The organism is Streptomyces odontotermitis, from assembly GCF_050510915.1.
In the GTDB taxonomy this organism is placed as follows: domain Bacteria; phylum Actinomycetota; class Actinomycetes; order Streptomycetales; family Streptomycetaceae; genus Streptomyces.
Map to the genome: position 1 here is coordinate 164,752 of NZ_JBNJLS010000001.1, position 24,045 is coordinate 188,796.

The 24,045-nt window shown below is 70.1% G+C and carries 24 protein-coding genes; 9 read left to right on the forward strand and 15 right to left on the reverse strand.

Annotated elements, in window-relative coordinates; translation table 11 throughout:
• Position 1: 1 nt before the first annotated feature.
• The 4 genes from ACQB60_RS00805 to ACQB60_RS00820 form a co-directional block, all read right to left on the reverse strand.
• Positions 2-319, reverse strand: coding sequence for a bifunctional 3-phenylpropionate/cinnamic acid dioxygenase ferredoxin subunit (locus tag ACQB60_RS00805; protein WP_496923831.1), 318 nt, complete (start codon positions 317-319; stop codon positions 2-4).
• Positions 316-1,497, reverse strand: a complete 1,182-nt coding sequence (sufD, locus tag ACQB60_RS00810; RefSeq protein ID WP_496923832.1) for a Fe-S cluster assembly protein SufD — start codon at positions 1,495-1,497, stop codon at positions 316-318. The genes ACQB60_RS00805 and sufD overlap by 4 nt, the downstream gene beginning before the upstream one ends.
• A 71-nt stretch (positions 1,498-1,568) precedes the next feature.
• On the reverse strand, positions 1,569-2,993 hold the full coding sequence (gene sufB / locus ACQB60_RS00815) for a Fe-S cluster assembly protein SufB (protein ID WP_496923833.1): 1,425 nt from the start codon (positions 2,991-2,993) through the stop codon (positions 1,569-1,571).
• Entirely contained in the window at positions 2,990-3,727 is a 738-nt protein-coding gene (locus tag ACQB60_RS00820; RefSeq protein WP_496923834.1) for a helix-turn-helix transcriptional regulator, read from the reverse strand. Before ACQB60_RS00820 ends, sufB begins: the two co-directional genes overlap by 4 nt.
• 172 nt (positions 3,728-3,899) lie before the next feature.
• Here ACQB60_RS00820 and ACQB60_RS00825 point away from each other — a divergent pair, with 172 nt between their 5' ends.
• Entirely contained in the window at positions 3,900-4,706 is an 807-nt protein-coding gene (locus ACQB60_RS00825) for an AAC(3) family N-acetyltransferase (protein WP_496923835.1), read from the forward strand.
• 3 nt (positions 4,707-4,709) lie between these two features.
• Here the strand turns inward: ACQB60_RS00825 and ACQB60_RS00830 are convergent, their stop codons facing one another.
• Positions 4,710-5,489: a formate/nitrite transporter family protein gene (locus ACQB60_RS00830; RefSeq protein WP_496923836.1), complete on the reverse strand. Its 780-nt coding sequence runs from the start codon at positions 5,487-5,489 to the stop codon at positions 4,710-4,712.
• A gap of 111 nt (positions 5,490-5,600) precedes the next feature.
• On the opposite strand from ACQB60_RS00830, the gene ACQB60_RS00835 reads away from it, so the two are divergent.
• From ACQB60_RS00835 to ACQB60_RS00845, 3 genes are all read left to right on the forward strand, one after another.
• Positions 5,601-6,524, forward strand: a complete 924-nt coding sequence (locus ACQB60_RS00835) for an ABC transporter ATP-binding protein (RefSeq protein ID WP_496923837.1) — start codon at positions 5,601-5,603, stop codon at positions 6,522-6,524.
• Positions 6,521-7,291: an ABC transporter permease gene (locus ACQB60_RS00840; RefSeq protein WP_496923838.1), complete on the forward strand. Its 771-nt coding sequence runs from the start codon at positions 6,521-6,523 to the stop codon at positions 7,289-7,291. Before ACQB60_RS00835 ends, ACQB60_RS00840 begins: the two co-directional genes overlap by 4 nt.
• 100 nt (positions 7,292-7,391) lie before the next feature.
• Positions 7,392-8,399, forward strand: coding sequence for a COX15/CtaA family protein (locus ACQB60_RS00845; protein ID WP_496923839.1), 1,008 nt, complete (start codon positions 7,392-7,394; stop codon positions 8,397-8,399).
• Here the strand turns inward: ACQB60_RS00845 and ACQB60_RS00850 are convergent.
• The 3 genes from ACQB60_RS00850 to ACQB60_RS00860 form a co-directional block, all read right to left on the reverse strand.
• Complete coding sequence (locus tag ACQB60_RS00850) at positions 8,379-9,476, reverse strand: amidohydrolase family protein (RefSeq protein ID WP_496923840.1); 1,098 nt, start codon at positions 9,474-9,476, stop codon at positions 8,379-8,381. The two genes, ACQB60_RS00845 and ACQB60_RS00850, sit on opposite strands and share 21 nt — an antisense overlap.
• Positions 9,477-9,588: 112 nt before the next feature.
• Positions 9,589-9,951 carry a hypothetical protein gene (locus ACQB60_RS00855; RefSeq protein WP_496923841.1) on the reverse strand — a complete coding sequence of 121 codons (363 nt, stop codon included), beginning with the start codon at positions 9,949-9,951 and terminating at the stop codon, positions 9,589-9,591.
• A 106-nt stretch (positions 9,952-10,057) separates the two neighbouring features.
• A complete protein-coding gene (locus ACQB60_RS00860; RefSeq protein WP_496923842.1) occupies positions 10,058-11,011 on the reverse strand; it encodes a heme o synthase in 954 nt (317 codons plus the stop codon).
• A gap of 468 nt (positions 11,012-11,479) precedes the next feature.
• On the opposite strand from ACQB60_RS00860, the gene tkt reads away from it, so the two are divergent.
• The 5 genes from tkt to pgl are packed head-to-tail and all read left to right on the forward strand — an operon-like array spanning position 11,480 to position 18,062.
• Positions 11,480-13,573 (forward strand): transketolase, encoded by a 2,094-nt coding sequence (gene tkt, locus ACQB60_RS00865; RefSeq protein WP_496923843.1) that lies wholly within the window; start codon positions 11,480-11,482, stop codon positions 13,571-13,573.
• 35 nt (positions 13,574-13,608) lie between these two features.
• Positions 13,609-14,727 (forward strand): transaldolase, encoded by a 1,119-nt coding sequence (gene tal, locus ACQB60_RS00870; protein WP_496923844.1) that lies wholly within the window; start codon positions 13,609-13,611, stop codon positions 14,725-14,727.
• Between the two features lie 4 nt (positions 14,728-14,731).
• Positions 14,732-16,264, forward strand: coding sequence for a glucose-6-phosphate dehydrogenase (gene zwf / locus ACQB60_RS00875; RefSeq protein ID WP_384843724.1), 1,533 nt, complete (start codon positions 14,732-14,734; stop codon positions 16,262-16,264).
• Positions 16,261-17,283, forward strand: coding sequence for a glucose-6-phosphate dehydrogenase assembly protein OpcA (gene opcA, locus ACQB60_RS00880; RefSeq protein WP_496923845.1), 1,023 nt, complete (start codon positions 16,261-16,263; stop codon positions 17,281-17,283). Before zwf ends, opcA begins: the two co-directional genes overlap by 4 nt.
• The gene (gene pgl, locus ACQB60_RS00885; RefSeq protein WP_496923846.1) at positions 17,280-18,062 is read left to right on the forward strand and encodes a 6-phosphogluconolactonase; all 783 of its coding nucleotides are present in this window, start codon (positions 17,280-17,282) and stop codon (positions 18,060-18,062) included. Before opcA ends, pgl begins: the two co-directional genes overlap by 4 nt.
• Before the next feature lie 67 nt (positions 18,063-18,129).
• On the opposite strand, the gene ACQB60_RS00890 is transcribed toward pgl, so the two are convergent.
• From ACQB60_RS00890 to ACQB60_RS00920, 7 genes are all read right to left on the reverse strand, one after another.
• Positions 18,130-18,624 (reverse strand): DUF2087 domain-containing protein, encoded by a 495-nt coding sequence (locus ACQB60_RS00890; protein WP_496923847.1) that lies wholly within the window; start codon positions 18,622-18,624, stop codon positions 18,130-18,132.
• A 219-nt stretch (positions 18,625-18,843) separates the two neighbouring features.
• Positions 18,844-19,116 carry a hypothetical protein gene (locus ACQB60_RS00895; protein WP_496923848.1) on the reverse strand — a complete coding sequence of 91 codons (273 nt, stop codon included), beginning with the start codon at positions 19,114-19,116 and terminating at the stop codon, positions 18,844-18,846.
• A 32-nt stretch (positions 19,117-19,148) separates the two neighbouring features.
• A complete protein-coding gene (pgi, locus tag ACQB60_RS00900; protein WP_496923849.1) occupies positions 19,149-20,801 on the reverse strand; it encodes a glucose-6-phosphate isomerase in 1,653 nt (550 codons plus the stop codon).
• A gap of 189 nt (positions 20,802-20,990) precedes the next feature.
• Entirely contained in the window at positions 20,991-21,326 is a 336-nt protein-coding gene (locus ACQB60_RS00905; RefSeq protein WP_003957010.1) for an RNA polymerase-binding protein RbpA, read from the reverse strand.
• 237 nt (positions 21,327-21,563) lie between these two features.
• On the reverse strand, positions 21,564-21,797 hold the full coding sequence (gene secG, locus ACQB60_RS00910; RefSeq protein ID WP_384843709.1) for a preprotein translocase subunit SecG: 234 nt from the start codon (positions 21,795-21,797) through the stop codon (positions 21,564-21,566).
• Positions 21,798-21,955: 158 nt separating this feature from the next.
• The gene (tpiA, locus tag ACQB60_RS00915; protein WP_384843706.1) at positions 21,956-22,732 is read right to left on the reverse strand and encodes a triose-phosphate isomerase; all 777 of its coding nucleotides are present in this window, start codon (positions 22,730-22,732) and stop codon (positions 21,956-21,958) included.
• Positions 22,733-22,738: 6 nt separating this feature from the next.
• Positions 22,739-23,950 carry a phosphoglycerate kinase gene (locus tag ACQB60_RS00920; RefSeq protein WP_496923850.1) on the reverse strand — a complete coding sequence of 404 codons (1,212 nt, stop codon included), beginning with the start codon at positions 23,948-23,950 and terminating at the stop codon, positions 22,739-22,741.
• Positions 23,951-24,045 lie beyond the last annotated feature (95 nt).

Consider the following 24,045-nt stretch of genomic DNA (forward strand, 5'->3'; position numbering starts at 1 on the left):
CTCAGGACTCCTGGGAGAGGGAGACGAGCACGTCGTCCCCTTCGATCTTTACGGGGTATACGGGGACGGGGCGCGTCGCGGGAAGGCCGGACGGCTTGCCGGTGCGGAGGTCGAACGCGGAGCCGTGCAGCCAGCACTCGATCTGACAGTCCTCCACCTCTCCCTCGGAGAGGGAGACGTTCGCGTGCGAGCAGATGTCGTTGATCGCGAACACCTCGCCCTCGGTGCGGACGACCGAGACCGGCGTGCCGTCGAGTTCCACCCGCTTCGGGGTGTCCTCCTCCAGCTCGCTCAGCCCACAGGCGCGTACGAAGGTCATGCGACCGTGGCCTCCAGCTCCTCTTCGATCTTCGCGATGAGGCGCTCCTCGACGTCCGGCAGGCCGATCTGCTGGACCAGCTCGGCGAAGAAGCCCCGGACGACCAGGCGGCGGGCCTCGTCCTCCGGGATGCCGCGGGACTGGAGGTAGAAGAGCTGCTCGTCGTCGAAGCGGCCGGTCGCCGAGGCGTGGCCCGCCCCGACGATCTCGCCGGTCTCGATCTCGAGGTTCGGCACGGAGTCGACGCGGGCGCCGTCGGTCAGAACCAGGTTGCGGTTCATCTCGTACGTGTCCGTGCCCTCGGCGGCGGCCTCGATGAGGACGTCGCCGATCCACACCGCGTGGGCGTCGTCGCCCTGGAGCGCGCCCTTGTAGACGACGTTCGACTTGCAGTGCGGGGTGTTGTGGTCGACCAGGAGGCGGTGCTCCTGGTGCTGGCCCGCGTCGGTGATGTAGAGGCCGAAGAGCTCGGCCTCGCCGCCGGTGCCCGCGTAGTTGACGCGCGGGTGGAGGCGGACGACGTCGCCGCCGAAGGTGACGACCACGGACTTGAAGGAGGCGTCGCGGCCGATCAGCGCGTTGTGCTGGGCGACGTGCACCGCCTTGTCGTCCCAGTCCTGGACGGAGACGACGGTCAGCTTGGCGCCGTCGCCGACGACGAAGTCGACGTTGGCGGCGAGCACCGCGTCACCGGTGTGGTCGATGACGACGAGGGCCTCGGCGAACGCGCCCAGCTCGACGACCTGGTGGGCGAAGGCGGTGCCGCCCTCGCCGTGCACGGCGATCCGGATCGGCTCGGTGAGCACCGTCTCCTTGGGGACGGTCACGACGGACGCCTTCTCGAAGGACGAGTAGGCCTGCGCGGCGACGCGGTCGACGGGCTTGCCCGCCTTGCCGACGCGCGCGTCGTCCCGGCCGACGGTCTCCTGGGTGACGCCCTCGGGCGCGGTCACCTCGACGCGGATGCCGCCGCTCGCGGCCGCCGTGCCGTCGTGCAGCCCGCGCAGCCGCTCCAGCGGCGTGAACCGCCACTCCTCCTCACGGCCGTGCGGGACCGGGAAGTCGGCCACGTCGAAGGACGGGGGCGCGCTCATGCGGGTGGCGACGGTGGACTCGGCGGCCACCGCGATGGATCCGGCGGTGGTCGACCCCACCGGGATGTTCTGGGCCTCAGCCATGGCTGTCGTCGTGCTCTCTCTCTGCGTTAAAGAAGTCTGCTCGCTGCTACGGGAGTCGGCGGCGGCCGGGACTAACCGACCGCGCCCTCCATCTGCAGCTCGATCAGCCGGTTCAGCTCCAGGGCGTACTCCATGGGCAGCTCCTTGGCGATCGGCTCGACGAAGCCGCGCACGATCATCGCCATGGCCTCGAACTCGGTCATGCCGCGGCTCATCAGGTAGAAGAGCTGGTCGTCGGAGACCTTGGAGACGGTGGCCTCGTGGCCCATGGAGACGTCGTCCTCACGGACGTCCACGTACGGGTACGTGTCGGAACGCGAGATCGTGTCGACGAGCAGCGCGTCACAGAGCACGTTCGACTTCGATCCGGCGGCGCCCTCACCGATCTCGACGAGACCGCGGTAGGAGGTACGGCCGCCGCCGCGCGCCACGGACTTCGACACGATGTTGGAGGACGTGTTCGGCGCCATGTGGACCATCTTGGAACCGGCGTCCTGGTGCTGGCCCTCGCCCGCGAAGGCGATGGAGAGCGTCTCGCCCTTGGCGTGCTCGCCCATCAGGTAGACGGCGGGGTACTTCATCGTCACCTTGGAGCCGATGTTGCCGTCGATCCACTCCATGGTCGCGCCCTCGTACGCCACGGCGCGCTTGGTGACCAGGTTGTAGACGTTGTTCGACCAGTTCTGGATGGTCGTGTAGCGGCAGCGGGCGTTCTTCTTGACGATGATCTCGACGACCGCGGAGTGCAGCGAGTCCGACTTGTAGATCGGGGCGGTGCAGCCCTCGACGTAGTGCACGTAGGCACCCTCGTCGACGATGATCAGGGTCCGCTCGAACTGGCCCATGTTCTCGGTGTTGATGCGGAAGTACGCCTGCAGCGGGATCTCCACGTGCACGCCCTTCGGCACGTAGATGAAGGAGCCGCCGGACCACACCGCGGTGTTCAGCGAGGCGAACTTGTTGTCACCGGCCGGGATGACCGTGCCGAAGTACTCCTTGAAGAGCTCGGGGTGCTCCTTCAGGGCCGTGTCGGTGTCCAGGAAGATGACGCCCTGCTCCTCCAGGTCCTCGCGGATCTGGTGGTAGACGACCTCGGACTCGTACTGCGCGGCGACACCGGCGACGAGGCGCTGCTTCTCCGCCTCGGGGATGCCGAGCTTGTCGTACGTGTTCTTGATGTCCTCGGGCAGGTCCTCCCAGGACTCCGCCTGCTTCTCCGTGGAGCGCACGAAGTACTTGATGTTGTCGAAGTCGATGCCCGAGAGGTCCGAGCCCCAGTTGGGCATGGGCTTCTTCTCGAAGAGCTTGAGGCCCTTGAGACGGAGCTTGGTCATCCACTCCGGCTCGGACTTCTTGTCGGAGATATCGCGGACGACGTCTTCGTTGATACCGCGCTTGGCTGCGGCACCGGCGGTGTCGGAGTCGGCCCAGCCGTATTCGTACTTGCCCAGGCCCTCGAGCTCAGGGTGGGCAGTCTCCTCGATGGGGAGAGTCATGCGGGGTTCCTCCCGGCCGTGCTTGCAGATGCGTTATCGGTGGTCTTGGTGGCGATCTTCGGGATAAAAGTCGTGCAGACGCCGTCGCCGTGGGCGATCGTGGCCAGCCGCTGAACGTGCGTTCCGAGCAGGCGGGAGAAGATCTCCGTCTCCGCCTCGCAGAGCTGCGGGAACTGTTCGGCGACGTGGGCGACGGGGCAGTGGTGCTGGCACAGCTGCTCGCCGACCGGGGCGGTGCGCGCCGTAGCAGCGTACCCGTCGGCGGTCAACGCCTTCGCCAGAGCCTCGGTGCGCTCCTCGGGGCGGGCGGCCTCGATCGCTTCGCGGTAGGCGCCGGCCTGGGCGGCGATGCGGGCGCGGGCGAAGGCCACCACGGCCTCGTCCCCGGCCGCGCCGTCTCCGGCGCTCTTCGCAATCCAGCGCAGGGCGTCGACAGCGAGCTTGTCGTAGGACTGGTCGAAGGCGTCCCGGCCGCAGTCCGTGAGCGCGAACACCTTGGCCGGGCGGCCGCGGGTGCGCGCCCCGTAGACCCGCTTCTCGCGGGGCTCCACGACGTCGTCCGCGACCAGCGCGTCGAGGTGACGGCGGACGGCGGCCTGAGTGAGGCCGAGGCGCCCGGCGAGGTCGGCCACGGTGGACGGGCCGTGGTCCAGGATGGAGCGCGCGACCCGGTTGCGAGTGGACCGCTCACCGGTCGCGAGATCCTCCTGGGGAGCCCCGCCAACGTTTTTCACAACGCCATTGTTGCGTAATTCCTCAGGGCCTGACAACCCGTGCCCGGATCACCGCCCGGTGCGCTGCATCACTTAGGCAAACCTAAGCTGACCTGCGAAAACGATCTTTGATCGATCATGTCGAGGGGAATTCAGTGGCGGTTCACGAGCCGCTCGGGAAGACTCCGGAAGCATGCCCACACCCCCTCCCACCGGCCCTTTGTGCACCCGCGACTCGCTCGCCGAGGAGCTGCGCTCGGCCGGTGTCAAGTCCGGCGAGACACTCCTCGTGCACACCTCGCTCAGCGCCCTCGGCTGGGTCAGCGGCGGCCCGGTCGCGCTCGTCCAGGCCCTGCTCGACGCGGTGGGTCCGCAGGGCACGCTGGTGGTCCCCACGCAGACCGGGGACAACTCCGACCCCGCGCAGTGGCAGAACCCACCCGTGCCCGAGAGCTGGTGGCCCGTGCTGCGCGCGACCATGCCCGCGTACGACCCGCTGACCGCGCCCTCCTTCGGCGTGGGCGTCGTCCCGGAGACCGTGCGCACCTGGCCCGGCGCCCTGCGCAGCGCACACCCGCAGGCGTCCTTCGCCGCACTCGGCCCCGCCGCCGCCACGATCACCTCCGGGCACGCCCTGGACTCCGGCTTCGGCGAGCACAGCCCGCTGGCCCAGTTGGAGAAGGCGGGCGCCCGCGTGCTGCTCCTCGGCGTGGGCTACGCCTCCTGCACCGCCTTCCACCTGGCCCAGTACCGGATCGCGGGCCCCCGGACCGAGAACTCGTTCGCGATCACGACGCCGCAGGGGCGCCAGTGGACGACCGTGCGGGAACCGGACACCCCCAGCGACCGCTTTGCGGAGCTCGGCGCGGCCTTCGAGCGGGACACGGAGGTCGTACGGGGGTCCGTGGGCGCCGCCGCCTCACGGCTGTTCCCGCTCGCGGACGCCGTCGCGTACGCCGAGCGGTGGCTGCCCGGGCACCCTCCGCACGCCGCCTCGTAGCCCTCAGAGGTCCTCTTCGCGCTCCGGGCGCCCCATGAACCAGTACGAACCGGCGACCAGGAGACCGCCGCCGACGATGTTGCCCGGCACCGTGAACAGCAGGTTCCGCAGCAGGTCGCCCCAGCCCGCGCTGCCGTCGAGGATGCCCATGGAGAACAGCGCCATGTTCGCGACGCAGTGCTCGAAGCCGACCGCGACGAAGACGAGGACCGGGATCCACAGCACGAAGATCTTCGCGCCGTCCCCCTTGGCCCGGTAGAACATCCAGATCGCCAGGCAGACGAGGAAGTTGCAGAGCACCGCGCGCCAGAACAGCTGACCGCCGTCGAGCGCGGCCTTGCCGTGCACCATCTCGGCGAGCATCGCGCGCGCGGGTGCGCTGGAGGTGACTCCGGAGGCGTGCACCATCGCGCTGAAGAGGAACGCCCCGACGAAGTTGCCGGCCAGGGACAGCACCCAGCTGCCCACCAGGTCCCGCGCTCCGGTCCGGCCGGTGAGCGCCCCGATCAGCATCACCATCACGTTGCTGGTGAAGAGCTGGGCGCCCGCGAACATCACGATGGTCAGCGCGATCGGGAAGACGAGCCCTTCCAGGAGCTTCACCGACGACGAACCGGCCGCCACGAAGGGCGAGATGGCGACAAGGAGAAGCACTTCGCCGACGCCTATGTAGGCGCCCGCCAAAATCGCGGAGACGAAGTAGCGCGGAGTGCGCCGCAGGTCGTGGGCCTTGTGGGCGGCCTGCGCTGATGTTTCCTCGACGTTCTCCGCAATGGTGGTCACATATCGACGTTAGGTCCGGCTCCGGCACTGTATGACCGGAAAAGGTCACCAAGGAGAGGACCGCCGCCCCGGGCGCCCGGGACCTCGGGCCCGTCCCTAGACTGGCTCACCATGCGAAGCGAGCCCGTCCTCCAGATCACGGATCTGGTGAAGCGGTACGGAACCAAGACCGCGGTCGACGGTCTCAGCCTCACGGCCGGGGCGGGCATCACCGCCGTCCTCGGCCCGAACGGCGCCGGCAAGACCACCACCATCGAGACCTGCGAGGGCTACCGGAAGCCGGACTCCGGCACCGTCCGCGTCCTCGGCCTCGACCCGGCGCGCCAGGCGGCCGCGCTGCGCCCCCGCCTCGGCGTGATGCTCCAGTCCGGCGGCGTCTACTCCGGCGCCCGCGCCGACGAGATGCTCCGGCACGTCGCCAAGCTGCACGCCCACCCCCTCGACGTGGACGCGCTCATCGAGCGGCTCGGCCTCGACAGCTGCGGCCGCACCACCTACCGGCGCCTTTCGGGCGGCCAGCAGCAGCGGCTCGCCCTCGCCATGGCCGTCGTCGGCCGCCCCGAACTCGTCTTCCTCGACGAGCCCACCGCGGGCCTCGACCCGCAGGCGCGCCGGGCCACCTGGGACCTCGTGCGCGATCTGCGGCGCGACGGCGTGAGCGTCATCCTCACCACGCACCACATGGACGAGGCCGAGCAGCTCTCCGACGACGTCGCGATCATCGACGCGGGCCGGGTCATCGCCCAGGGCACCCCGGAGGAGCTGTGCCGCGGCGGCGCCGAGAACACGCTGCGCTTCACGGGCCGCCCGGGACTCGACGTGGCCTCGCTCCTCAAGGCGCTGCCCCCGGACTCGGCGGCGGCCGAGCTCACCCCCGGCTCCTACCGCGTCTCCGGCGAGGTCGACCCGCAGCTGCTCGCCACCGTCACCTCCTGGTGCGCCCAGCACGGGGTGATGCCGGACAAGATCTCCGTCGAACGCCACACCCTCGAAGACGTCTTCCTGGAGCTCACGGGTAAGGAGCTGCGCGGATGAGCGCCGCCGGTACGTACACGCCGAAGCCGGGCGCCGCCCCGCTGCCCCGCATGATCGCGGCGCAGGCGGTCCTGGAGACGAAGATGCTGCTGCGCAACGGCGAGCAGCTCCTCCTCACGGTCGTCATCCCCACCCTGCTCCTGGTGCTCTTCTCGGCCGTCGACATCGTCGACACGGGCAAGGGCAAGTCGGTCGACTTCCTCACGCCCGGCATCCTCGCGCTCGCCGTGATGTCGACGGCCTTCACGGGCCAGGCCATCGCGACGGGCTTCGAGCGGCGGTACGGGGTCCTCAAGCGGCTCGGCGCCTCGCCGCTCCCCCGCTGGGGCCTGATGACGGCGAAGACCGTGTCGGTGCTGGTCACCGAGGTGCTCCAGATCGTGCTCCTCACGGCGATCGCGTTCGCGCTCGGCTGGTCCCCGCACGGCAACCCCGCCGCCGTGCTGATGCTGCTCGTCCTCGGCACCGCGGCCTTCTCCGGGCTCGGCCTGCTGATGGCGGGCACCCTCAAGGCGGAGGCGACGCTGGCCGCCGCGAACCTGGTCTTCCTGCTGCTCCTGGTGGGCGGCGGCGTGATCGTGCCGCTCGACAAGTTCCCGGACGCGGCCCGGTCGGTGCTCGGCCTGCTGCCCATCTCGGCGCTCTCGGACGGCCTTCGGGACGTGCTGCAGCACGGCGCCGGGATGCCGTGGGGCGACCTCGGAATCCTCGCCGTCTGGGCGGCGTTGGGGCTCGGCGCGGCAGCACGCTTCTTCCGCTGGGAGTAACTCCCCCTCGTAACTCCCCTGCTGCCTCCCGGAGTAAGGCGCGTCACAAAAGCACCGCATACGTCCCCCTCGTGAAGCCGTGCACAAGCGGACCCCTACGATGGGGCCCGTGCCAAACGTGACCCGGGCCGACGCCGTCGCCTTCGTGCGCAATCCGCTCGCCTACATCGCCGAGCGCTGGACCCCCGCCCAACGGACCGTCCAGCGCGCGGCCCTGCTCTCCCTCGCGATGACGGTGGTCATCGTGGTGACGGGCGGCGCCGTCCGGCTGACCGGCTCGGGGCTCGGCTGCCCGACCTGGCCCAAGTGCACGGACGAGTCCCTGACCGCGACCAGCGAGATGGGCTTCCACGGAGTCGTCGAGTTCGGCAACCGCATGCTGACGTACGTGCTGTGCGCGGTCGTCGGCTGGGCGATCATCGCGGCCCGCTCCCAGAAGCCGATGCGGCGCAGCCTCACCCGGCTCGGCTGGGGCCAGTTCTGGCTGGTCATGGGCAACGCCGTGCTCGGCGGCATCGTGGTCCTCGTGGGCCTCAACCCCTGGACCGTCGCGGCCCACTTCCTGCTCTCCACCGCGCTGATCGCGCTCGCCGTCACGATGTGGCAGCGCACCCGCGAGGGCGACGCCGAGCCGCGCCCGCTGGTCGGCAAGGCCGTGGCGCAGCTGGTGTGGTTCCTGGTCGCCGCCTCCGTGCTGCTGATCGCCGTGGGCACCGTCGTGACGGGCTCCGGGCCGCACGCGGGCGACTCCAGCGAGGTGCCGCGGATGGGCTTCGACTGGGAGACGGTCAGTAAGCTGCACGCGGTCCTCGCGTGGATCGTGGTGACGCTGACGTTCGCCCTGTGGTTCGTCCTCAAGGCGGTCGACGCGCCGCGCGGCCCGCTGGCGCGCACCCGCGAGCTCTTCCTGATCCTCCTGGCCCAGGGCGTGATCGGCTACGTCCAGTACTTCACGGACCTGCCGGAGATCCTGGTCGGCCTGCACATGTTCGGCTCGTGCCTGGTGTGGATCGGCGTGATGCGCGTGCTGCTGTCGCTGCGCGAGCGGCCCGAGCTCACCGTCGACGTACCGGCCCAGGCGGACGACTCACGGCTCTCCACCGTCTGACAGCGCGTACACCCGCCGCGCGTTCCCGGCGGCCACAAGCCCCGCCACCCGCTGCGCGTCGCCCAGCGACCACGCCCCCTCGGCCACCCATGTCCCGAGCACCCGCCCCAGGGACTCCCGGAACAGCTGCGCCCCCACCACGTGCAGCTCGGGCAGGCCGTGGGCGCCGCTGGAGAAGAGCAGCTTGCCGAAGGGCGCCAGCTCCAGGACCTCAGCGAGCACCTCGGCGGCGCGCGCCCCGGTCCGTACGAGGGCGGGGCCCACATCCGCGTACACGTGCGGGAAGACCCCGGCGAGGTGCGCGGCGTTGCGGTGGTGCGGATAGCCGTGCAGCAGGACCAGGTCGGTGCCGAGCCCGACCGTGGCCCGCGCGAACTCGCCGAAGTGCGCCTGCGGGTCGGCCGCCCCGGCGTGCAGCTGCAGCGGCAGGCCCGAGGCCACCGCGATCCACAGCAGGTGCCGGAGCAGCACCGGGTCATCGAGGGCCCCGCCCACCTGCCGCCCGGCCAGCCAGCGCCCGACGGCGCCCCGCACCTCGCCGGGGCCCGGTGGTTCGGGGGCGAGGGCGAGGCCGTGCCGTACGCCGGCGACAGAGGTGAAGGCGACGGCTCCGGCGGCGGCGCCGTGCACGGACTCGGCGAGGTTGGCCAGAAACGAGTCGACGGTGCCGGAGGTGTCGGCGACCTGCTCGGCCAGTAATTCCAGGCGCACGATCTCGCGGGCCTGCGCGTCCCCCGTGGACGCCATCTCGCTGGGTCCGGTGAGGTCCCCGGGCAGCCCCGTGTCGACGAGGTACGTGGTGATGCCGCTCCCCCGCAGCAGCCGCCGCCCCGCCTCCATGACGCCGAGCTCGCGGCGCCGGGCCAGGTAGCGGGCGGGCGGGCAGTGGGGTTCGAGCCCGAGCAGCGGCGGGCACCAGCGGCGCACCGCGAAGCCGGTCTGGGTGTCGAAGAAGGTGGTGCCGGGGGCGGGCGGGCCCTCGCCCCCGCCGAGGTGGGCCTCGAAGGTGCCGAGGCCCAGCTCCGTACGGAGCACGCCGTGGCAGTACTGGTCCACCAGGGATGGCGTTTCGATCATCCGGGCTCCTGGTGAGTGGACCGTGCTTCTACGGTCCTAACGGGTGACCCGGGCGTCAGGTGTTGCTTTCGGTCAGTCGCACAGAGGCACGCGGTGCCAGCCGTGCCGGGGGTCAGCCGTTGCTCGGGCCGCCGACCTGGATCCCGGCCATCCGCGACCACTCGTAGGGCCCGGTGCGCACCTTGGCGGCGAACTCGCCGTCGAACTCCTCGTGCACGGTGATCCCGGCCTTCTCCACGGCGCTCTGCGCGATGGCGTAGGTGGGGGCCACGAGGTCGCCCCAGCCGCCGTCCTCGCCGACGAGCACGATGCGGGTGCCGTGCTCGCCGATGTACGAGACCTTGCCCTCGGCGCCGCCGTGGGCGCGGGCGAAGGTGCCGATCTCCTTGGCCAGCCGGGCGGCCTTGCGCTCGGCCTTCGCGGCCTGCTTGGCGTCGTCCGTCGTGTTCTCGTCCGTCTGCTGCGTGTCTGCCATGGGCAGGATGCTACCGACGGGTAGATCAACTGGCGACGGGCGGGGCACGTGGCTTTGAACACCACGTGCCCCGCCCGTCGGCGGAGTCGTCACCCCTGGAAGGGGATCAGCGCAGGAAGGGGTCCACCGCCACCGCCACGAAGAGCAGCGAGACATAGGTGATCGACCAGTGGAAGAGCCGCATCTCCTTGAGCTTGCCGCCCGTGACCTCGGCCTTCGCGCGGTTCTGCAGGCTGTGCGCCTCCCACAGCCACCAGCCGCCGGTGGCGAGGGCGACCACCGTGTAGAACCAGCCGGTGTAGCCGAGCGGCTGGAGCAGCAGCGAGACGCCGACCATCACCCAGCTGTAGAGGACGATCTGGCGGGCGACGACCTTGTTGGAGGCGATGACCGGCAGCATCGGGACGCCCACGCGCGCGTAGTCGTCCTTGACCTTCATGGAGAGCGGCCAGTAGTGCGGCGGCGTCCAGAAGAACATGACGAGGAAGAGGATGACCGGCGCCCACGACATGGAGTTGGTGACCGAGGACCAGCCGATGAGGACCGGCATGCAGCCCGCGATGCCGCCCCACACGATGTTCTGCGAGGTGCGCCGCTTCAGGATCATCGTGTAGACGACCACGTAGAAGAGCAGCGCGCCCAACGACAGCCACGCGGACAGCCAGTTGACGGCCAGGCCGAACAGGAGCGTGGAGACTACGGCGAGCGTGATGCCGAAGGCCATGCACTCGCGGGGGCTCACCATGCCGGTGACCAGCGGCCGTTGCGACGTGCGGTCCATGAGGGCGTCGATGTCGCGGTCGATGTACATGTTCAGCGCGTTGGCGCCGCCCGCGGAGAGGTAGCCGCCCAGGCAGGTCAGGAAGACCAGCCGCAGGTTGGGCACCCCTTGCTCGGCGAGGAACATCACCGGCACGGTGGTGATGAGCAGCAGCTCGATGATCCGCGGCTTGGTCAGCGCCACAAAGGCCCTGACACGGGCCCCGACCGGCCGACGGCCAGAGCTCTGGCTCGTCCCCAGCACCCCCGGTGGACGGGATTCGACGGCCGTCACGCACACCCCTGACAGAGACTCCCAGCGAGCCGCGTCGGACGTTCAGACATGAAGATCCGGTAAAGGCTCGCGCGTACCACGCCACTGTAGACGTTGCCCATACCTGGCCCTTCGCGGGGGTGGGGTCGTGTTGGGGGACGTGTCGAAGGGCCTCGCGCGCCACGCGTCGGGGCAATTCCGGATAACCGGAATAGCCGCCTCAGGAGTGGCCTCCGGAAGCGGTCTTCGGAGGGCGCTTCGGAGAGCTCTTCAGAGGGCTTCGCGGAAGTGGCCAAATGAGCACCCCGAAGTTCACATGGTCGCAGCGGGACAGCCCGTTCGGGAGGCGGAAGTGACGTAGTCGCGGGAGTCTGGAATGACTCCGGAATGACTCGAAAAAATGCACGTCTTTCCAGCGGTAGGCTCGACAGCGCCGGGTGAGATCACACGCCGGCTTCGACATGTAGAGCATGTGGAGAGGAGCCCTGACCCAGGGTGAGCACCAAGCCGACCACCACAGACCTCGAGTGGACCGAACTGGACCAGCGGGCCGTCGATACCGCCCGCGTCCTGGCCATGGATTCCGTACAGAAGGTCGGCAACGGCCATCCTGGTACGGCCATGAGCCTCGCGCCCGCCGCGTACACCCTTTTCCAGAAGGTGATGAGGCACGACCCGGCGGACGCCGACTGGACCGGCCGTGACCGGTTCGTCCTCTCCGCGGGCCACTCCTCCCTGACCCTGTACGTGCAGCTGTACCTGGCCGGCTTCGGCCTGGAGCTGGACGACCTGAAGGCGTTCCGCACCTGGGGTTCGAAGACCCCCGGTCACCCGGAGTACGGCCACACCGTCGGGGTCGAGACGACGACGGGCCCGCTGGGCCAGGGCGTCGCCAACGCCGTGGGCATGGCGATGGCCGCCCGCTACGAGCGCGGCCTGTTCGACCCGGAGACGGCGCAGGGCGAGTCTCCCTTCGACCACTTCATCTACGCGATCGCCGGCGACGGCTGCCTGGAGGAGGGCATCTCCGCGGAGGCGTCCTCGCTGGCCGGGCACCAGAAGCTCGGCAACCTGATCCTGCTGTGGGACGACAACCACATCTCGATCGAGGGCGACACGGAGACGGCGATCTCCGAGGACACCGTGAAGCGGTACGAGGCGTACGGCTGGCACGTCCAGCGCGTGGAGCCCAAGGAGAACGGCGACCTGGACCCGGCCGCGCTGTTCGCCGCGATCCAGCAGGCGAAGGCCGTCACGGACAAGCCGTCCTTCATCGCGATGCGCTCGATCATCGCCTGGCCCGCCCCCAACGCGCAGAACACCGAGGCCGCGCACGGCTCGGCGCTCGGCGACGAGGAGGTCGCGGCCACCAAGCGCGTCCTCGGCTTCGACCCGGAGCAGAACTTCGAGGTCGCCGACGAGGTCATCGCCCACACCCGCAAGGCACTTGACCGGGGCCGTGAGGCCAAGGCCGAGTGGGAGAAGGGCTTCGCGGCCTGGCGCACCTCGAACGCGGAGCGCGCCGCCGAGTTCGACCGCATCTCGGCGGGCGAGCTCCCGGCGGGCTGGGAGGAGAAGCTCCCGGTCTTCGAGACGGGCAAGGGCGTCGCGACGCGCGCCGCGTCCGGCAAGGTGCTGCAGGCCCTCGGCCCGGTCGTCCCCGAGCTGTGGGGCGGCTCCGCCGACCTGGCCGGGTCGAACAACACGACCATCGACAAGACGAGTTCGTTCCTCCCGGCGGACAACCCGCTGCCCGAGGCGGACCCGTACGGCCGGACGATCCACTTCGGCATCCGCGAGCACTCCATGGCCGCGGAGATGAACGGCATCGCGCTGCACGGCGGCACCCGCATCTACGGCGGCACCTTCCTGGTGTTCTCCGACTACATGCGCAACGCCGTCCGGCTGTCCGCGCTGATGCACCTGCCGGTGACGTACGTGTGGACGCACGACTCCGTGGGACTCGGTGAGGACGGCCCGACGCACCAGCCGGTCGAGCACCTGGCCTCGCTGCGTGCCATCCCGGGCCTGAACGTGGTGCGCCCGGCGGACGCCAACGAGACCGCGGTCGCCTGGCGCGAGATCCTCAAGCGCTACACGAAGGTCTACGGCAAGGGCGCCCCGCACGGCCTCGCGCTGACCCGCCAGGGCGTGCCGACCTACGACCGCGAGCTCACCGAGGGCGCGGCCAAGGGTGGTTACGTGCTGTTCGACGCCGAAGGCGGCGAGCCGCAGGTGGCCCTGATCGGCACCGGCTCCGAGGTGCAGCTCGCCGTCGAGGCGCGCGAGCAGCTGCAGGCCGCGGGCGTCCCGACCCGGGTGGTCTCGATGCCGTCCGTGGAGTGGTTCGAGGAGCAGGACCAGGCGTACAAGGACAGCGTCCTGCCGCCCGCCGTGAAGGCGCGCGTGGCGGTCGAGGCGGGCATCGGCCTGACCTGGCACCGCTACGTCGGCGACGCGGGCCGCATCGTTTCCCTTGAGCACTTCGGCGCTTCCGCGGACGGCAAGGTCCTCTTCCGCGAGTTCGGTTTCACTGCCGAGAACGTGGCGGCGGCCGCCCGGGAATCGATCGACGCAGCTCAGCGCTGACGCCCATATACGACCAAGTAGGAGATGTATTTTCCATGACAGACGCACTCAAGCGCCTCTCCGACGAAGGCGTCGCGATCTGGCTGGACGACCTGTCGCGCAAGCGGATCACGTCCGGCAACCTCGCCGAGCTGATCGACCAGAGCCACGTCGTGGGCGTCACGACCAACCCGTCGATCTTCCAGAAGGCGATCTCCAGCGGTGACGGCTACGAGCAGCAGGTCGCCGACCTCGCCGCCCGCGGCGTCACCGTCGAGGAGGCGATCCGCATGATCACGACGGCGGACGTCCGCGACGCCGCCGACATCCTGCGCCCGGTCTTCGACGCGACGGGCGGCCAGGACGGCCGCGTGTCGATCGAGGTCGACCCGCGCCTGGCCCACAACACGGCGGCCACGGTCGCCGAGGCCAAGCAGCTGGCGTGGCTGGTGGACCGCCCGAACACGCTCATCAAGATCCCGGCCACCAAGGCGGGCCTCCCGGCGATCACCGAGGTCATCGGCCTCGGCATCAGCGTCAACGTGACGCTGATCTTCTCCCTGGAGCGCTACCGCGCGGTCATGGACGCCTTCCTCGCGGGCCTGGAGAAGGCCAAGGAGCGCGGCCTGGACCTCTCCAAGATCCACTCGGTGGCGTCCTTCTTCGTGTCCCGCGTGGACACGGAGATCGACAAGCGCATCGACAAGCTCGGCACCGACGAGGCCAGGGCCGCGCGCGGCAAGGCCGGTCTCGCCAACGCCCGCCTCGCCTACGAGGCGTACGAGGAGGTCTTCTCCTCCGACCGCTGGGCCGCCCTCGACAAGGCGCAGGCCAACAAGCAGCGTCCGCTGTGGGCCTCGACCGGCGTGAAGGACAAGGCGTACAAGGACACCCTGTACGTGGACGACCTGGTCGCCCCGAACACGGTGAACACGATGCCGGAGGCCACCCTCGAGGCGGCCGCCGACCACGGCCAGATCACCGGCAACACCATCGCCGGGACGTACGACCAGTCGCGCGCCGAGATCGCGGCCGTCGAGAAGCTCGGGATCTCCTACGACGAGGTCGTGCAGCTGCTCGAGGACGAGGGCGTGGAGAAGTTCGAGGCGTCCTGGAACGACCTGCTCAAGTCGACCGAGGCAGAGCTCAAGCGCCTCGCCCCCTCGGAGGGCTGAAACCTTGACCGCAGTACATGGAGCGAATCCGCTCCGTGACGCCGCGGACCGACGGCTCCCGCGTATCGCGGGGCCGTCGGGCCTGGTCATCTTTGGCGTCACGGGCGATTTGTCCCGCAAAAAGCTGATGCCCGCCGTGTACGACCTGGCCAACCGGGGCCTGCTGCCGCCGGGCTTCTCCCTCATCGGCTTCGCCCGCCGGGAGTGGCAGGACGAGGACTTCGCGCAGGAGGTGCACGACGCGGTCAAGCAGCACGCGCGCACGCCCTTCCGCGAGGAGGTCTGGCAGCAGCTCATCCAGGGCATGCGCTTCGTCCAGGGCAACTTCGACGACGACGACGCCTTCGAGGCCCTGAAGAAGACCATCCAGGACCTGGACCAGGCCCAGGGCACGGGCGGCAACTTCGCCTTCTACCTCTCGGTCCCGCCGAAGTTCTTCCCGCAGGTCGTCCAGCAGCTCAAGAAGCACGGGCTCGCGGACGCCCCGGAGGGCTCCTGGCGGCGCGCCGTCATCGAGAAGCCGTTCGGCCACGACCTGGCCTCGGCGCAGGACCTGAACGCGATCGTGCACGAGGTGTTCGCCCCGGACCAGGTGTTCCGGATCGACCACTACCTCGGCAAGGAGACCGTCCAGAACATCCTGGCGCTGCGCTTCGCCAACCAGATGTTCGAGCCGATCTGGAACCGGTCGTACGTCGACCACGTGCAGATCACCATGGCCGAGGACATCGGCATCGGCGGCCGCGCCGGCTACTACGACGGCATCGGCGCCGCCCGAGACGTCATCCAGAACCACCTGCTCCAGCTGATGGCGCTGACCGCCATGGAGGAGCCCGCCTCCTTCGACGCGGACGCGCTGGTCGCGGAGAAGGCCAAGGTGCTCGGCGCCGTGCGGCTGCCGAAGGACCTCGGCGCGGACACGGTGCGCGGCCAGTACGCGGCCGGGTGGCAGGGCGGCGAGAAGGCCGTCGGCTACCTCCAGGAAGACGGCATCGACCCCAAGTCGAAGACCGACACGTACGCGGCCATCAAGCTGGAGGTGGACAACCGCCGCTGGGCGGGCGTGCCCTTCTACCTGCGTACGGGCAAGCGGCTCGGCCGCCGGGTCACGGAGATCGCCGTCGTCTTCCAGCGGGCGCCCCACTCCCCCTTCGACCACACCGCCACCGAGGAGCTCGGCCAGAACGCGATCGTGATCCGCGTCCAGCCGGACGAGGGCATCACGGTCCGCTTCGGCTCCAAGGTGCCGGGCACGTCGATGGAGATCCGGGACGTGTCGATGGACTTCGCGTACGGCGAGTCCTTCACCGAGTCCAGCCCGGAGGCGTACGAACGCCTCATCCTGGACGTCCTGTTGGGCGACGCCAACCTCTTCCCGCGCACCGAGGAGGTCGAGCTCTCCTGGAAGATCCTCGACCCGATCGAGGAGTACTGGGACAAGCACGGCAAGCCCGCGCAGTACCCGTCCGGGACCTGGGGCCCGGTCGAGGCGGACGAAATGCTCGCACGAGACGGACGGAGCTGGCGTCGGCCATGAGGATCGACCTGACGGACACCACGTCCAGCAAGATCAACAAGGCGCTCGTACAGGGGCGCAGGGCGATCGGCACCCCGGCCGTGGGCATGGTGCTCACCCTCGTCATCGTCACCGACGAGGAGAACGCCTACGACTCCCTGAAGGCCGCCAACGAGGCGTCCCGCGAGCACCCCTCGCGCACCCTCGTGGTCATCAAGCGCGCCGCCCGCTCCCCGCGTGACCGCATCACCTCGCGGATCGACGCGGAGGTGCGGGTCGGCGCGGACGCGGGCACCGGCGAGACGGTGATCCTGCGCCTGTACGGCGAGGTCATCAACCACGCCCAGTCGGTCGTCCTGCCGCTGCTCCTGCCGGACGCCCCCGTGGTGGTCTGGTGGCCGGTGAACGCGCCGCTGGACCCGGCCAAGGACCCGCTGGGCGCCCTGGCCCAGCGCCGCGTCACGGACACGTACGCGGCCGAGCAGCCGATCCAGGAGCTGACCGCCCGCGCCGAGGCGTACCACCCCGGCGACACGGACCTGTCCTGGACCCGGATCACGCCGTGGCGCTCCATGCTCGCGGCCGCCCTGGACCAGGTCGCGTGCAACGTGACGTCGGTCGAGGTGGAGGGCGAGGAGTTCAACCCGAGCGTCGAGCTGCTCGCGATGTGGCTCGCCGACCGGCTGGACGTCCCCGTGAAGCGGTCGCTCTCGGCGGGCCCGGGTCTGACCGGCGTCCGCATGGAGACGAGCTGCGGACCGATCGTCCTGGACCGGGCGGACGGCTCGCTGGCCACGCTCTCCATCCAGGGCCAGCCCGACCGCGCGGTGGCGCTCAAGCGCCGCGAGACGGCCGAGCTGATCGCGGAGGAGCTGCGCCGCCTCGACCCGGACGACACCTACGCCTCGGCGCTGAAGTTCGGCGTCGACCGCCTCGGTGAGCCGTCCGACCAGACGACGGTGCCTGCCGCGGAGACGTCCGAGCCGAAGAAGGCGGCCCCGGCGAAGAAGGCCGCGGCCAAGAAGGCGGCCACGAAGTGACCGCGTCCACGCCGCAGCTCGTCGTCCACCGCGACAAGGAGCTGATGGCGCAGGCCGCGGCGGCCCGCCTCATCACGAAGATCGTCGACGCACAGTCCGCCCGGGGCTACGCGTCGGTGGTCCTCACCGGCGGCCGCAACGGCAACGGCCTGCTGGCGGCGCTGAGTTCGGCCCCCGCGCGGGACGCGATCGACTGGTCGCGCCTGGACCTGTGGTGGGGCGACGAGCGCTTCCTGCCGGACGGCGACCCGGACCGCAACTACACGCAGGCCCGCGAGGCGCTCCTCGACTCGGTGCCGCTCGACCCGGCGCGGGTGCACCCGATGCCCGCGTCGGACGGGCCGTACGAGGTGGAGGCGGCCGCGGAGGCGTACGCGGCGGAACTGGCCGCGGCGGCAGGACCCGAAGACCACGGCCCCGTGCCGACCTTCGACGTCCTGATGCTCGGCGTGGGCCCGGACACCCACGTGGCGTCCCTCTTCCCGGAGCTGCCCGCGGTCCGCGAGACGGAGCGCACGGTGGTGGGCGTGCACGGCGCCCCGAAGCCCCCGCCCACCCGCGTCACCCTCACCCTCCCCGCCATCCGCTCCGCCCGCGAGGTGTGGCTGCTGGCGGCGGGCGAGGACAAGGCGAAGGCGGCGGCGATCGCGCTGTCCGGGGCGGGCGAGATCCAGGCCCCGGCGGCGGGCGCCCACGGCCGGTCCCGCACCCTGTGGCTGCTGGACTCGGCGGCGGCGTCCCAGCTGCCCCGAGACCTGTATCCCCCGGCATCGTCGTGACGGCCTGACGGCCTGACGGCCACCGCACGCGCAGGGCCCCGCACCGACTCCAACCGGTGCGGGGCCCTTACGCGTTGAGGGCGGCGCCGACGGCCCGGCGGTAGCTGCTGCCGTCCCGGGACCGGACCAGCAGACCGTCGCTGACGCAGTGCCGGCGCAGCGCGGCGGTGTCGTCATGGACCGTACGGAACGCCTCGTTGACCTCGCGCTCGCTGTAGCTGCGGTCCTCGTCGAAGAAGGTGCCGGTGAGGTGCACGAGCAGCTCGTGCCGCACGGCGGTGCGGACCGGGATGGAGGTGAGCCGCCCCCGGGCGAAGAACCCCGTGAGCCGGCGCGGCACCGCCATCGGCAGCTCGGCCGGGTGCTCGCGGCGGAAGACGGCGGGGTCGGCGTACAGCGACCCGTCGGGCCGCCGCTCGACGAGCCCCGCGGCGACCAGCCGGCCGAGATGTCTGCGCGCCTCCGGCGCCGCCTCCTCGCGCGGTGGCAGCTCGTCGAGCACGATGCGCGCGTACAGCCGGAGCCGCTCGGGATCGGCGAGAGCGGCCAGGAGCTGGTCCATGGCGGGAGGTCCTTCCGGTGGGCGACATCACAGCCGCAGCAGTCTCACCCGCCGGAAGGCACCCCCGCACCTGATTAAGCGGCGCCCGGCACCGGGGACCGGCGATCAACACCCGCGCGGCGCAGGGCACTTGGCGGACCAGCCCCGGTCAGAACCCGTCACAGGTGGCAGTGGCGAACGTCCCGCCGGCCGTGGCGGTGCGGGTGGTGCCGTCAGCGGTCACCTTGCAGTGGACGGTGCCGCCGGATGCCCCGTGGTGACGACGAGCGTGCCGCCCCTGACGAAGCCCTTCGTCTTCTCTTCCTTGTGCCACGTCGGGTTCACGTCGCTCAGCTGGTTCCGGGAGAGGCCGCCGTCGCCGTAGGTCGAGTAGGTGATCGTGACGTCCTCGGCGTCGCCGGTCACGTCGTACGTGACCGTGATCTCCCGCTTCGACTCCTTGTCGACCTCGTGCCCGATGCTCGTTGAGCGAAAGGGCGCCCCCGACCACACGGGTCGGGGGCACCCTCCGGTCAGGCCGGGGATCAACGCCCGCGCAGCTCCCGGTACTTGGCGACCAGCGCCGTCGTCGACGCGTCCAGGCCCGGTACGTCCGCGCCCTCCGTCAGGGCGGGCTCGACGCGCTTGGCGAGGACCTTGCCGAGTTCGACGCCCCACTGGTCGAAGGAGTCGATGTTCCACACCGCGCCCTGGACGAACACCTTGTGCTCGTACAGCGCGACGAGCTGGCCGAGGACCGAGGGGGTCAGGGACTGCGCCAGGATCGTCGTCGTGGGGTGGTTGCCCTTGAACGTCTTGTGCGGGACGAGCTCCTCGGCGACGCCCTCCGCGCGGACCTCGTCCGGCGTCTTGCCGAACGCCAGCGCCTGCGTCTGCGCGAAGAAGTTGGCCATCAGGAGGTCGTGCTGGGCGACCAGGCCCGGCAGCAGATCGGCGACCGGCTCGGCGAAGCCGATGAAGTCCGCCGGGATCAACTTCGTGCCCTGGTGGATGAGTTGGTAGTAAGCGTGCTGGCCGTTGGTGCCGGGCGTGCCCCAGACGACCGGGCCGGTCTGCCAGTCGACCTGCTCGCCGTCACGGCCGACGTACTTGCCGTTGGACTCCATGTCCAGCTGCTGCAGATACGCGGTGAACTTGGAGAGGTAGTGCGAGTACGGCAGCACGGCGTGCGACTGCGCGTCGTGGAAGTTGCCGTACCAGATACCCAACAGACCCATCAGCAAAGGCACGTTGGACTCGACGGGCGCGGTGCGGAAGTGCTCGTCGACGAGGTGGAAGCCGTCGAGCATCTCGCGGAACGCGTCGGGCCCGATGGCGATCATCAGGGAGAGACCGATCGCCGAGTCGTACGAGTAGCGGCCGCCGACCCAGTCCCAGAACTCGAACATGTTGGCCGTGTCGATGCCGAACTCGGAGACCTTCTCGGCATTGGTCGACAGCGCCACGAAGTGCTTGGCGACGGCTTCCTGACCGGCCCTCAGCTCGGTCATCAGCCAGGCCCGCGCCGACGTCGCGTTCGTGATCGTCTCGATGGTGGTGAAGGTCTTCGAGGCGATGATGAAGAGGGTCTCCGCCGGATCCAGGTCCCGCACGGCCTCGTGCAGGTCCGCCCCGTCCACGTTCGACACGAAGCGGACCGTGAGGTCGCGGTCGGTGAAGGAGCGAAGGACCTCGTACGCCATCGCCGGACCGAGGTCGGAGCCGCCGATGCCGATGTTGACGACGTTCTTGATGCGCTTGCCGGTGTGGCCCGTCCACTGGCCCGAGCGGACCTTCTCGGAGAAGGCGCTCATCTTGTCGAGGACGGCGTGGACACCCGGCACCACGTTCTCGCCGTCGACCTCGACGACCGCGTCGCGCGGGGCGCGCAGCGCGGTGTGCAGGACCGCGCGGTCCTCCGTGGTGTTGATCTTGTCGCCGCGGAACATGGCGTCGCGCAGGCCGAAGACGTCCGTCGCGGCGGCCAGCTCGCGCAGCAGCCGCAGCGTCTCGTCCGTGACGAGGTGCTTGGAGTAGTCGATGTGCAGATCACCGACCTGGAGGGTGTACGAGGAGCCGCGCGCCGGATCCTGCGCGAAGAGCTCGCGCAGCTGCACCTCCCCCAGCTGCTCACGGTGCTTGGCCAGCGCCGTCCACTCGGGCGTCTGATTGAGCCTGGCACGGCTTTCTGCGTTCATCTCGGACTTCAGCCTTCTCTCGCACCTGTGTACGTACCTTGCCCCGCTGCTCTCTCCAACCTAATTGATCAGAGACCGGTATGAGACCTCGAGGGACATCTGTCCGGACACGTCGCGAGAAAGAGGCATCCACGCCGGGAAAAGGACACCGGCCGGACACCCTTTCGGTGCCCGGCCGGTGTCCAATGGCTAGATCTCGCCCCGCAGTTTGGCGAGCGCCTCCGCGAGAATCGCCTCGCCGTCCGCGTCGCTGCGCCGCTCCCGTACGTACGCGAGGTGCGTCTTGTACGGTTCGGTGCGCGGCGGGTCCGGCGGGTTGTCCCGGTCCTGACCGGCCGGAAAGCCACAGCGGGGGCAGTCCCAAGTGTCGGGAACCTGCGCGTCGCTGGCGAAGCTGGGCTGCGTCTCGTGCCCGTTGGAGCACCAGAAGGAGATGCGCAGTCGCGGCGCGGACTCGCCGCGCTCGGCCTCGCCCATCGGCCCCGCCCCGACCCGACTTCCTCGGATCGCGTTGCCACTTGCCACGGTCGTAACTCCCTGCGTGATGGTGCTGCCTGTGTCGAACAGCGGCTGCGCCGCGGGGTCGGGCTCCGGCTCCGCTGCGGGCGCCTCAGTCTACGTAAGGCCCAACGCGCGTCCAGTGTTTGGAGTTACACCCCACTCACGACGCAAGCCCCATGATAAGCCGCGCTCGTCGACGCGTACTGAACATGGGGCTTGGGGTGATGCTTTGGGAAGGTGCCAATTCGGCCGCTGTGAACGTCAGGGAGTGTTCGACTTCATCAGCAGGCCGAGCACGACAATGCAGGCGAACCAGAGCAGACCGACCACGACGGTGATGCGGTCCAGGTTGCGCTCGGCGACCGAGGAGCCACCGACGGACGACTGCATGCCGCCACCGAACATGTCGGAGAGACCGCCGCCCTTGCCCTTGTGCATCAGCACCAGCAGCATCATCAGAGCGCTGAAGACGATCAGGGCGATCGAGAACCCCATAACCACGGCTGGACCAACTTCCTCGGATCTGGATCGACGACGGGGGCCGGGTAGTACCACCCGGCCCCCGCAAGGGTACGTCGTCTCGGCGCCGGAGCATACTCGCCGGTCGCCGAACGGGCTCAGGCCCGGCGGATCACCGGGCGCTCACCAGGCGCTCACTGGTCGGCGAACCGGACGATCTTGACGAACTCCTCGGAGTCCAGCGCCGCGCCGCCCACCAGGGCGCCGTCCACGTCGGGCTGCGCCATGATGTCGGCGACGTTCTTCGCCTTCACCGAGCCGCCGTACTGGATGCGGACCTTGTCGGCGAGCTCCTGCGAGTACAGCTCGGCCAGGCGGCCGCGGATCGCACCGCAGACCTCCTGCGCGTCCTCGGGGGTGGCGACCTCGCCGGTGCCGATCGCCCAGACCGGCTCGTACGCGATCACGATCGACTCGGCCTGCTCGGCCGGGACGTCCTTGAGGGCGCCGTCCAGCTGGTTCAGCGTGTACTGGACCTGCTGGCCCGCCTTGCGGATGTCCAGGCCCTCGCCGACGCAGAGGATCGGGGTCAGGCCGTGCTTGAAGGCGGCCTGCACCTTGGCGTTGCAGAGCTCGTCGGTCTCGTTGTGGTACTGGCGGCGCTCGGAGTGGCCCACGGCCACGTACGTGCACTTCAGCTTGGCCAGCATCGGGCCCGAGATCTCGCCGGTGTAGGCGCCGGAGTCGTGCGCCGAGATGTCCTGGGCGCCGTACTTGATCTTGAGCTTGTCGCCGTCGACCAGGGTCTGCACGGAGCGCAGGTCGGTGAAGGGCGGCAGGACCGCGACCTCGACGGCCTCGTAGTCCTTGTCGGCGAGCGCGAAGGCGAGCTTCTGGACGTGGGCGATGGCCTCGAGGTGGTTGAGGTTCATCTTCCAGTTGCCCGCCATCAGCGGCGTACGGGTGGTCATGCGGGGTCAGTCCTCCAGTGCGGCGAGGCCGGGGAGCGTCTTGCCCTCGAGGTATTCGAGGGAGGCGCCGCCGCCGGTCGAGATGTGGCCGAACTTCGTCTCGTCGAAGCCCAGGTTGCGGACGGCGGCGGCGGAGTCGCCACCACCGACCACGGTGAAGCCCTTGCTGTCGAGCAGGGCCTGCGCGACGGCGCTGGTGCCGCCGGCGTAGTCGGGGTGCTCGGCGACGCCGACCGGCCCGTTCCAGAAGACGGTCTCGGCGTCGACGATCTTCGAGGCGAACAGCTCGCGGGACTTGGGGCCGATGTCCAGGCCCTCCTTGTCCGCGGGGATCTTGTCCGCGTCGACGGTCTCGAAGTCGGCCGGGGCCTTCGTCTTCAGGTCCGGGAAGTCCTTGGAGACCAGGACGTCGACGGGCAGCACGAGCTCGACGCCGTTCTTCGCGGCGCGCTCCATGTACTCCTTGACGGCCGGGATCTGGTCCTCCTGCAGGAGGGAGATGCCCACCTCGTGGCCCTGGGCCTTGAGGAAGGTGTACGCCATGCCGCCGCCGATGAGGAGACGGTCGGCCTTGCCGAGCAGCTCGTCGATGACGGCGAGCTTGTCGGAGACCTTGGCGCCGCCGAGCACGACGGTGTACGGGCGCTTGACGTCCTCGGTGAGCTTCTTCAGGACGCCGACCTCGGTGGCGATGAGGTAGCCCGCGTAGTGCGGCAGCTTGCCCGGGAGGTCGTACACGGAGGCGTGCTTGCGGTGCACGGCGCCGAAGCCGTCGCCCACGTAGACGTCGGCGAGAGCGGCGAGCTGGTCGGCGAAGGCACCGCGCTCGGCGTCGTCCTTGGAGGTCTCGCCGGCGTTGAAGCGCAGGTTCTCGATGACGGCGACCTGGCCGGGCTGCAGGCCGTCCACCGCGTCGTGCGCGGCGGGGCCGACGGTGTCCTGCGCGAACGCGACGGGCGCGCCCAGGAGTTCACCGAGCCGCTCGGCGGCGGGCAGCAGCGAGAAGGCCGGGTCCGGGGCGCCCTTGGGGCGGCCCAGGTGCGAGGCGACGACGACCTTGGCGCCCGCCCCGGCGAGGGCCTTGACCGTCGGCAGGACGGCGCGGATGCGGCCGTCGTCGGTGATGGTGCCGTCGGCGAGCGGCACGTTGAGATCGGCGCGGACGAAGACCCGCTTGCCGTCGACGCCTTCGGCGAGAAGTTCGTCGATCGTCTTCATGACTGGACTCCTTGGGTGGGCTGACGCACAACAGGGCCCGTACGGCGCGGCGTTGCGCGGTACGGACCCTGTGCTCACATCTAGATGCCTGCTCC

Excerpts from the sequence above, each read along its gene's own strand:
- ACQB60_RS00805 (WP_496923831.1), bottom strand. The coding sequence starts at position 319 with ATGACCTTCGTACGCGCCTGTGGGCTGAGCGAGCTGGAGGAGGACACC.
- sufD (WP_496923832.1), bottom strand. The coding sequence starts at position 1,497 with ATGGCTGAGGCCCAGAACATCCCGGTGGGGTCGACCACCGCCGGATCC.
- sufB (WP_496923833.1), bottom strand. The coding sequence starts at position 2,993 with ATGACTCTCCCCATCGAGGAGACTGCCCACCCTGAGCTCGAGGGCCTG.
- ACQB60_RS00825 (WP_496923835.1), top strand. The coding sequence starts at position 3,900 with ATGCCCACACCCCCTCCCACCGGCCCTTTGTGCACCCGCGACTCGCTC.
- ACQB60_RS00835 (WP_496923837.1), top strand. The coding sequence starts at position 5,601 with ATGCGAAGCGAGCCCGTCCTCCAGATCACGGATCTGGTGAAGCGGTAC.
- ACQB60_RS00840 (WP_496923838.1), top strand. The coding sequence starts at position 6,521 with ATGAGCGCCGCCGGTACGTACACGCCGAAGCCGGGCGCCGCCCCGCTG.
- ACQB60_RS00845 (WP_496923839.1), top strand. The coding sequence starts at position 7,392 with ATGGGGCCCGTGCCAAACGTGACCCGGGCCGACGCCGTCGCCTTCGTG.
- ACQB60_RS00850 (WP_496923840.1), bottom strand. The coding sequence starts at position 9,476 with ATGATCGAAACGCCATCCCTGGTGGACCAGTACTGCCACGGCGTGCTC.
- ACQB60_RS00855 (WP_496923841.1), bottom strand. The coding sequence starts at position 9,951 with ATGGCAGACACGCAGCAGACGGACGAGAACACGACGGACGACGCCAAG.
- tal (WP_496923844.1), top strand. The coding sequence starts at position 13,609 with ATGACAGACGCACTCAAGCGCCTCTCCGACGAAGGCGTCGCGATCTGG.
- opcA (WP_496923845.1), top strand. The coding sequence starts at position 16,261 with ATGAGGATCGACCTGACGGACACCACGTCCAGCAAGATCAACAAGGCG.
- ACQB60_RS00890 (WP_496923847.1), bottom strand. The coding sequence starts at position 18,624 with ATGGACCAGCTCCTGGCCGCTCTCGCCGATCCCGAGCGGCTCCGGCTG.
- pgi (WP_496923849.1), bottom strand. The coding sequence starts at position 20,801 with ATGAACGCAGAAAGCCGTGCCAGGCTCAATCAGACGCCCGAGTGGACG.
- secG (WP_384843709.1), bottom strand. The coding sequence starts at position 21,797 with ATGGGGTTCTCGATCGCCCTGATCGTCTTCAGCGCTCTGATGATGCTG.
- tpiA (WP_384843706.1), bottom strand. The coding sequence starts at position 22,732 with ATGACCACCCGTACGCCGCTGATGGCGGGCAACTGGAAGATGAACCTC.
- ACQB60_RS00920 (WP_496923850.1), bottom strand. The coding sequence starts at position 23,950 with ATGAAGACGATCGACGAACTTCTCGCCGAAGGCGTCGACGGCAAGCGG.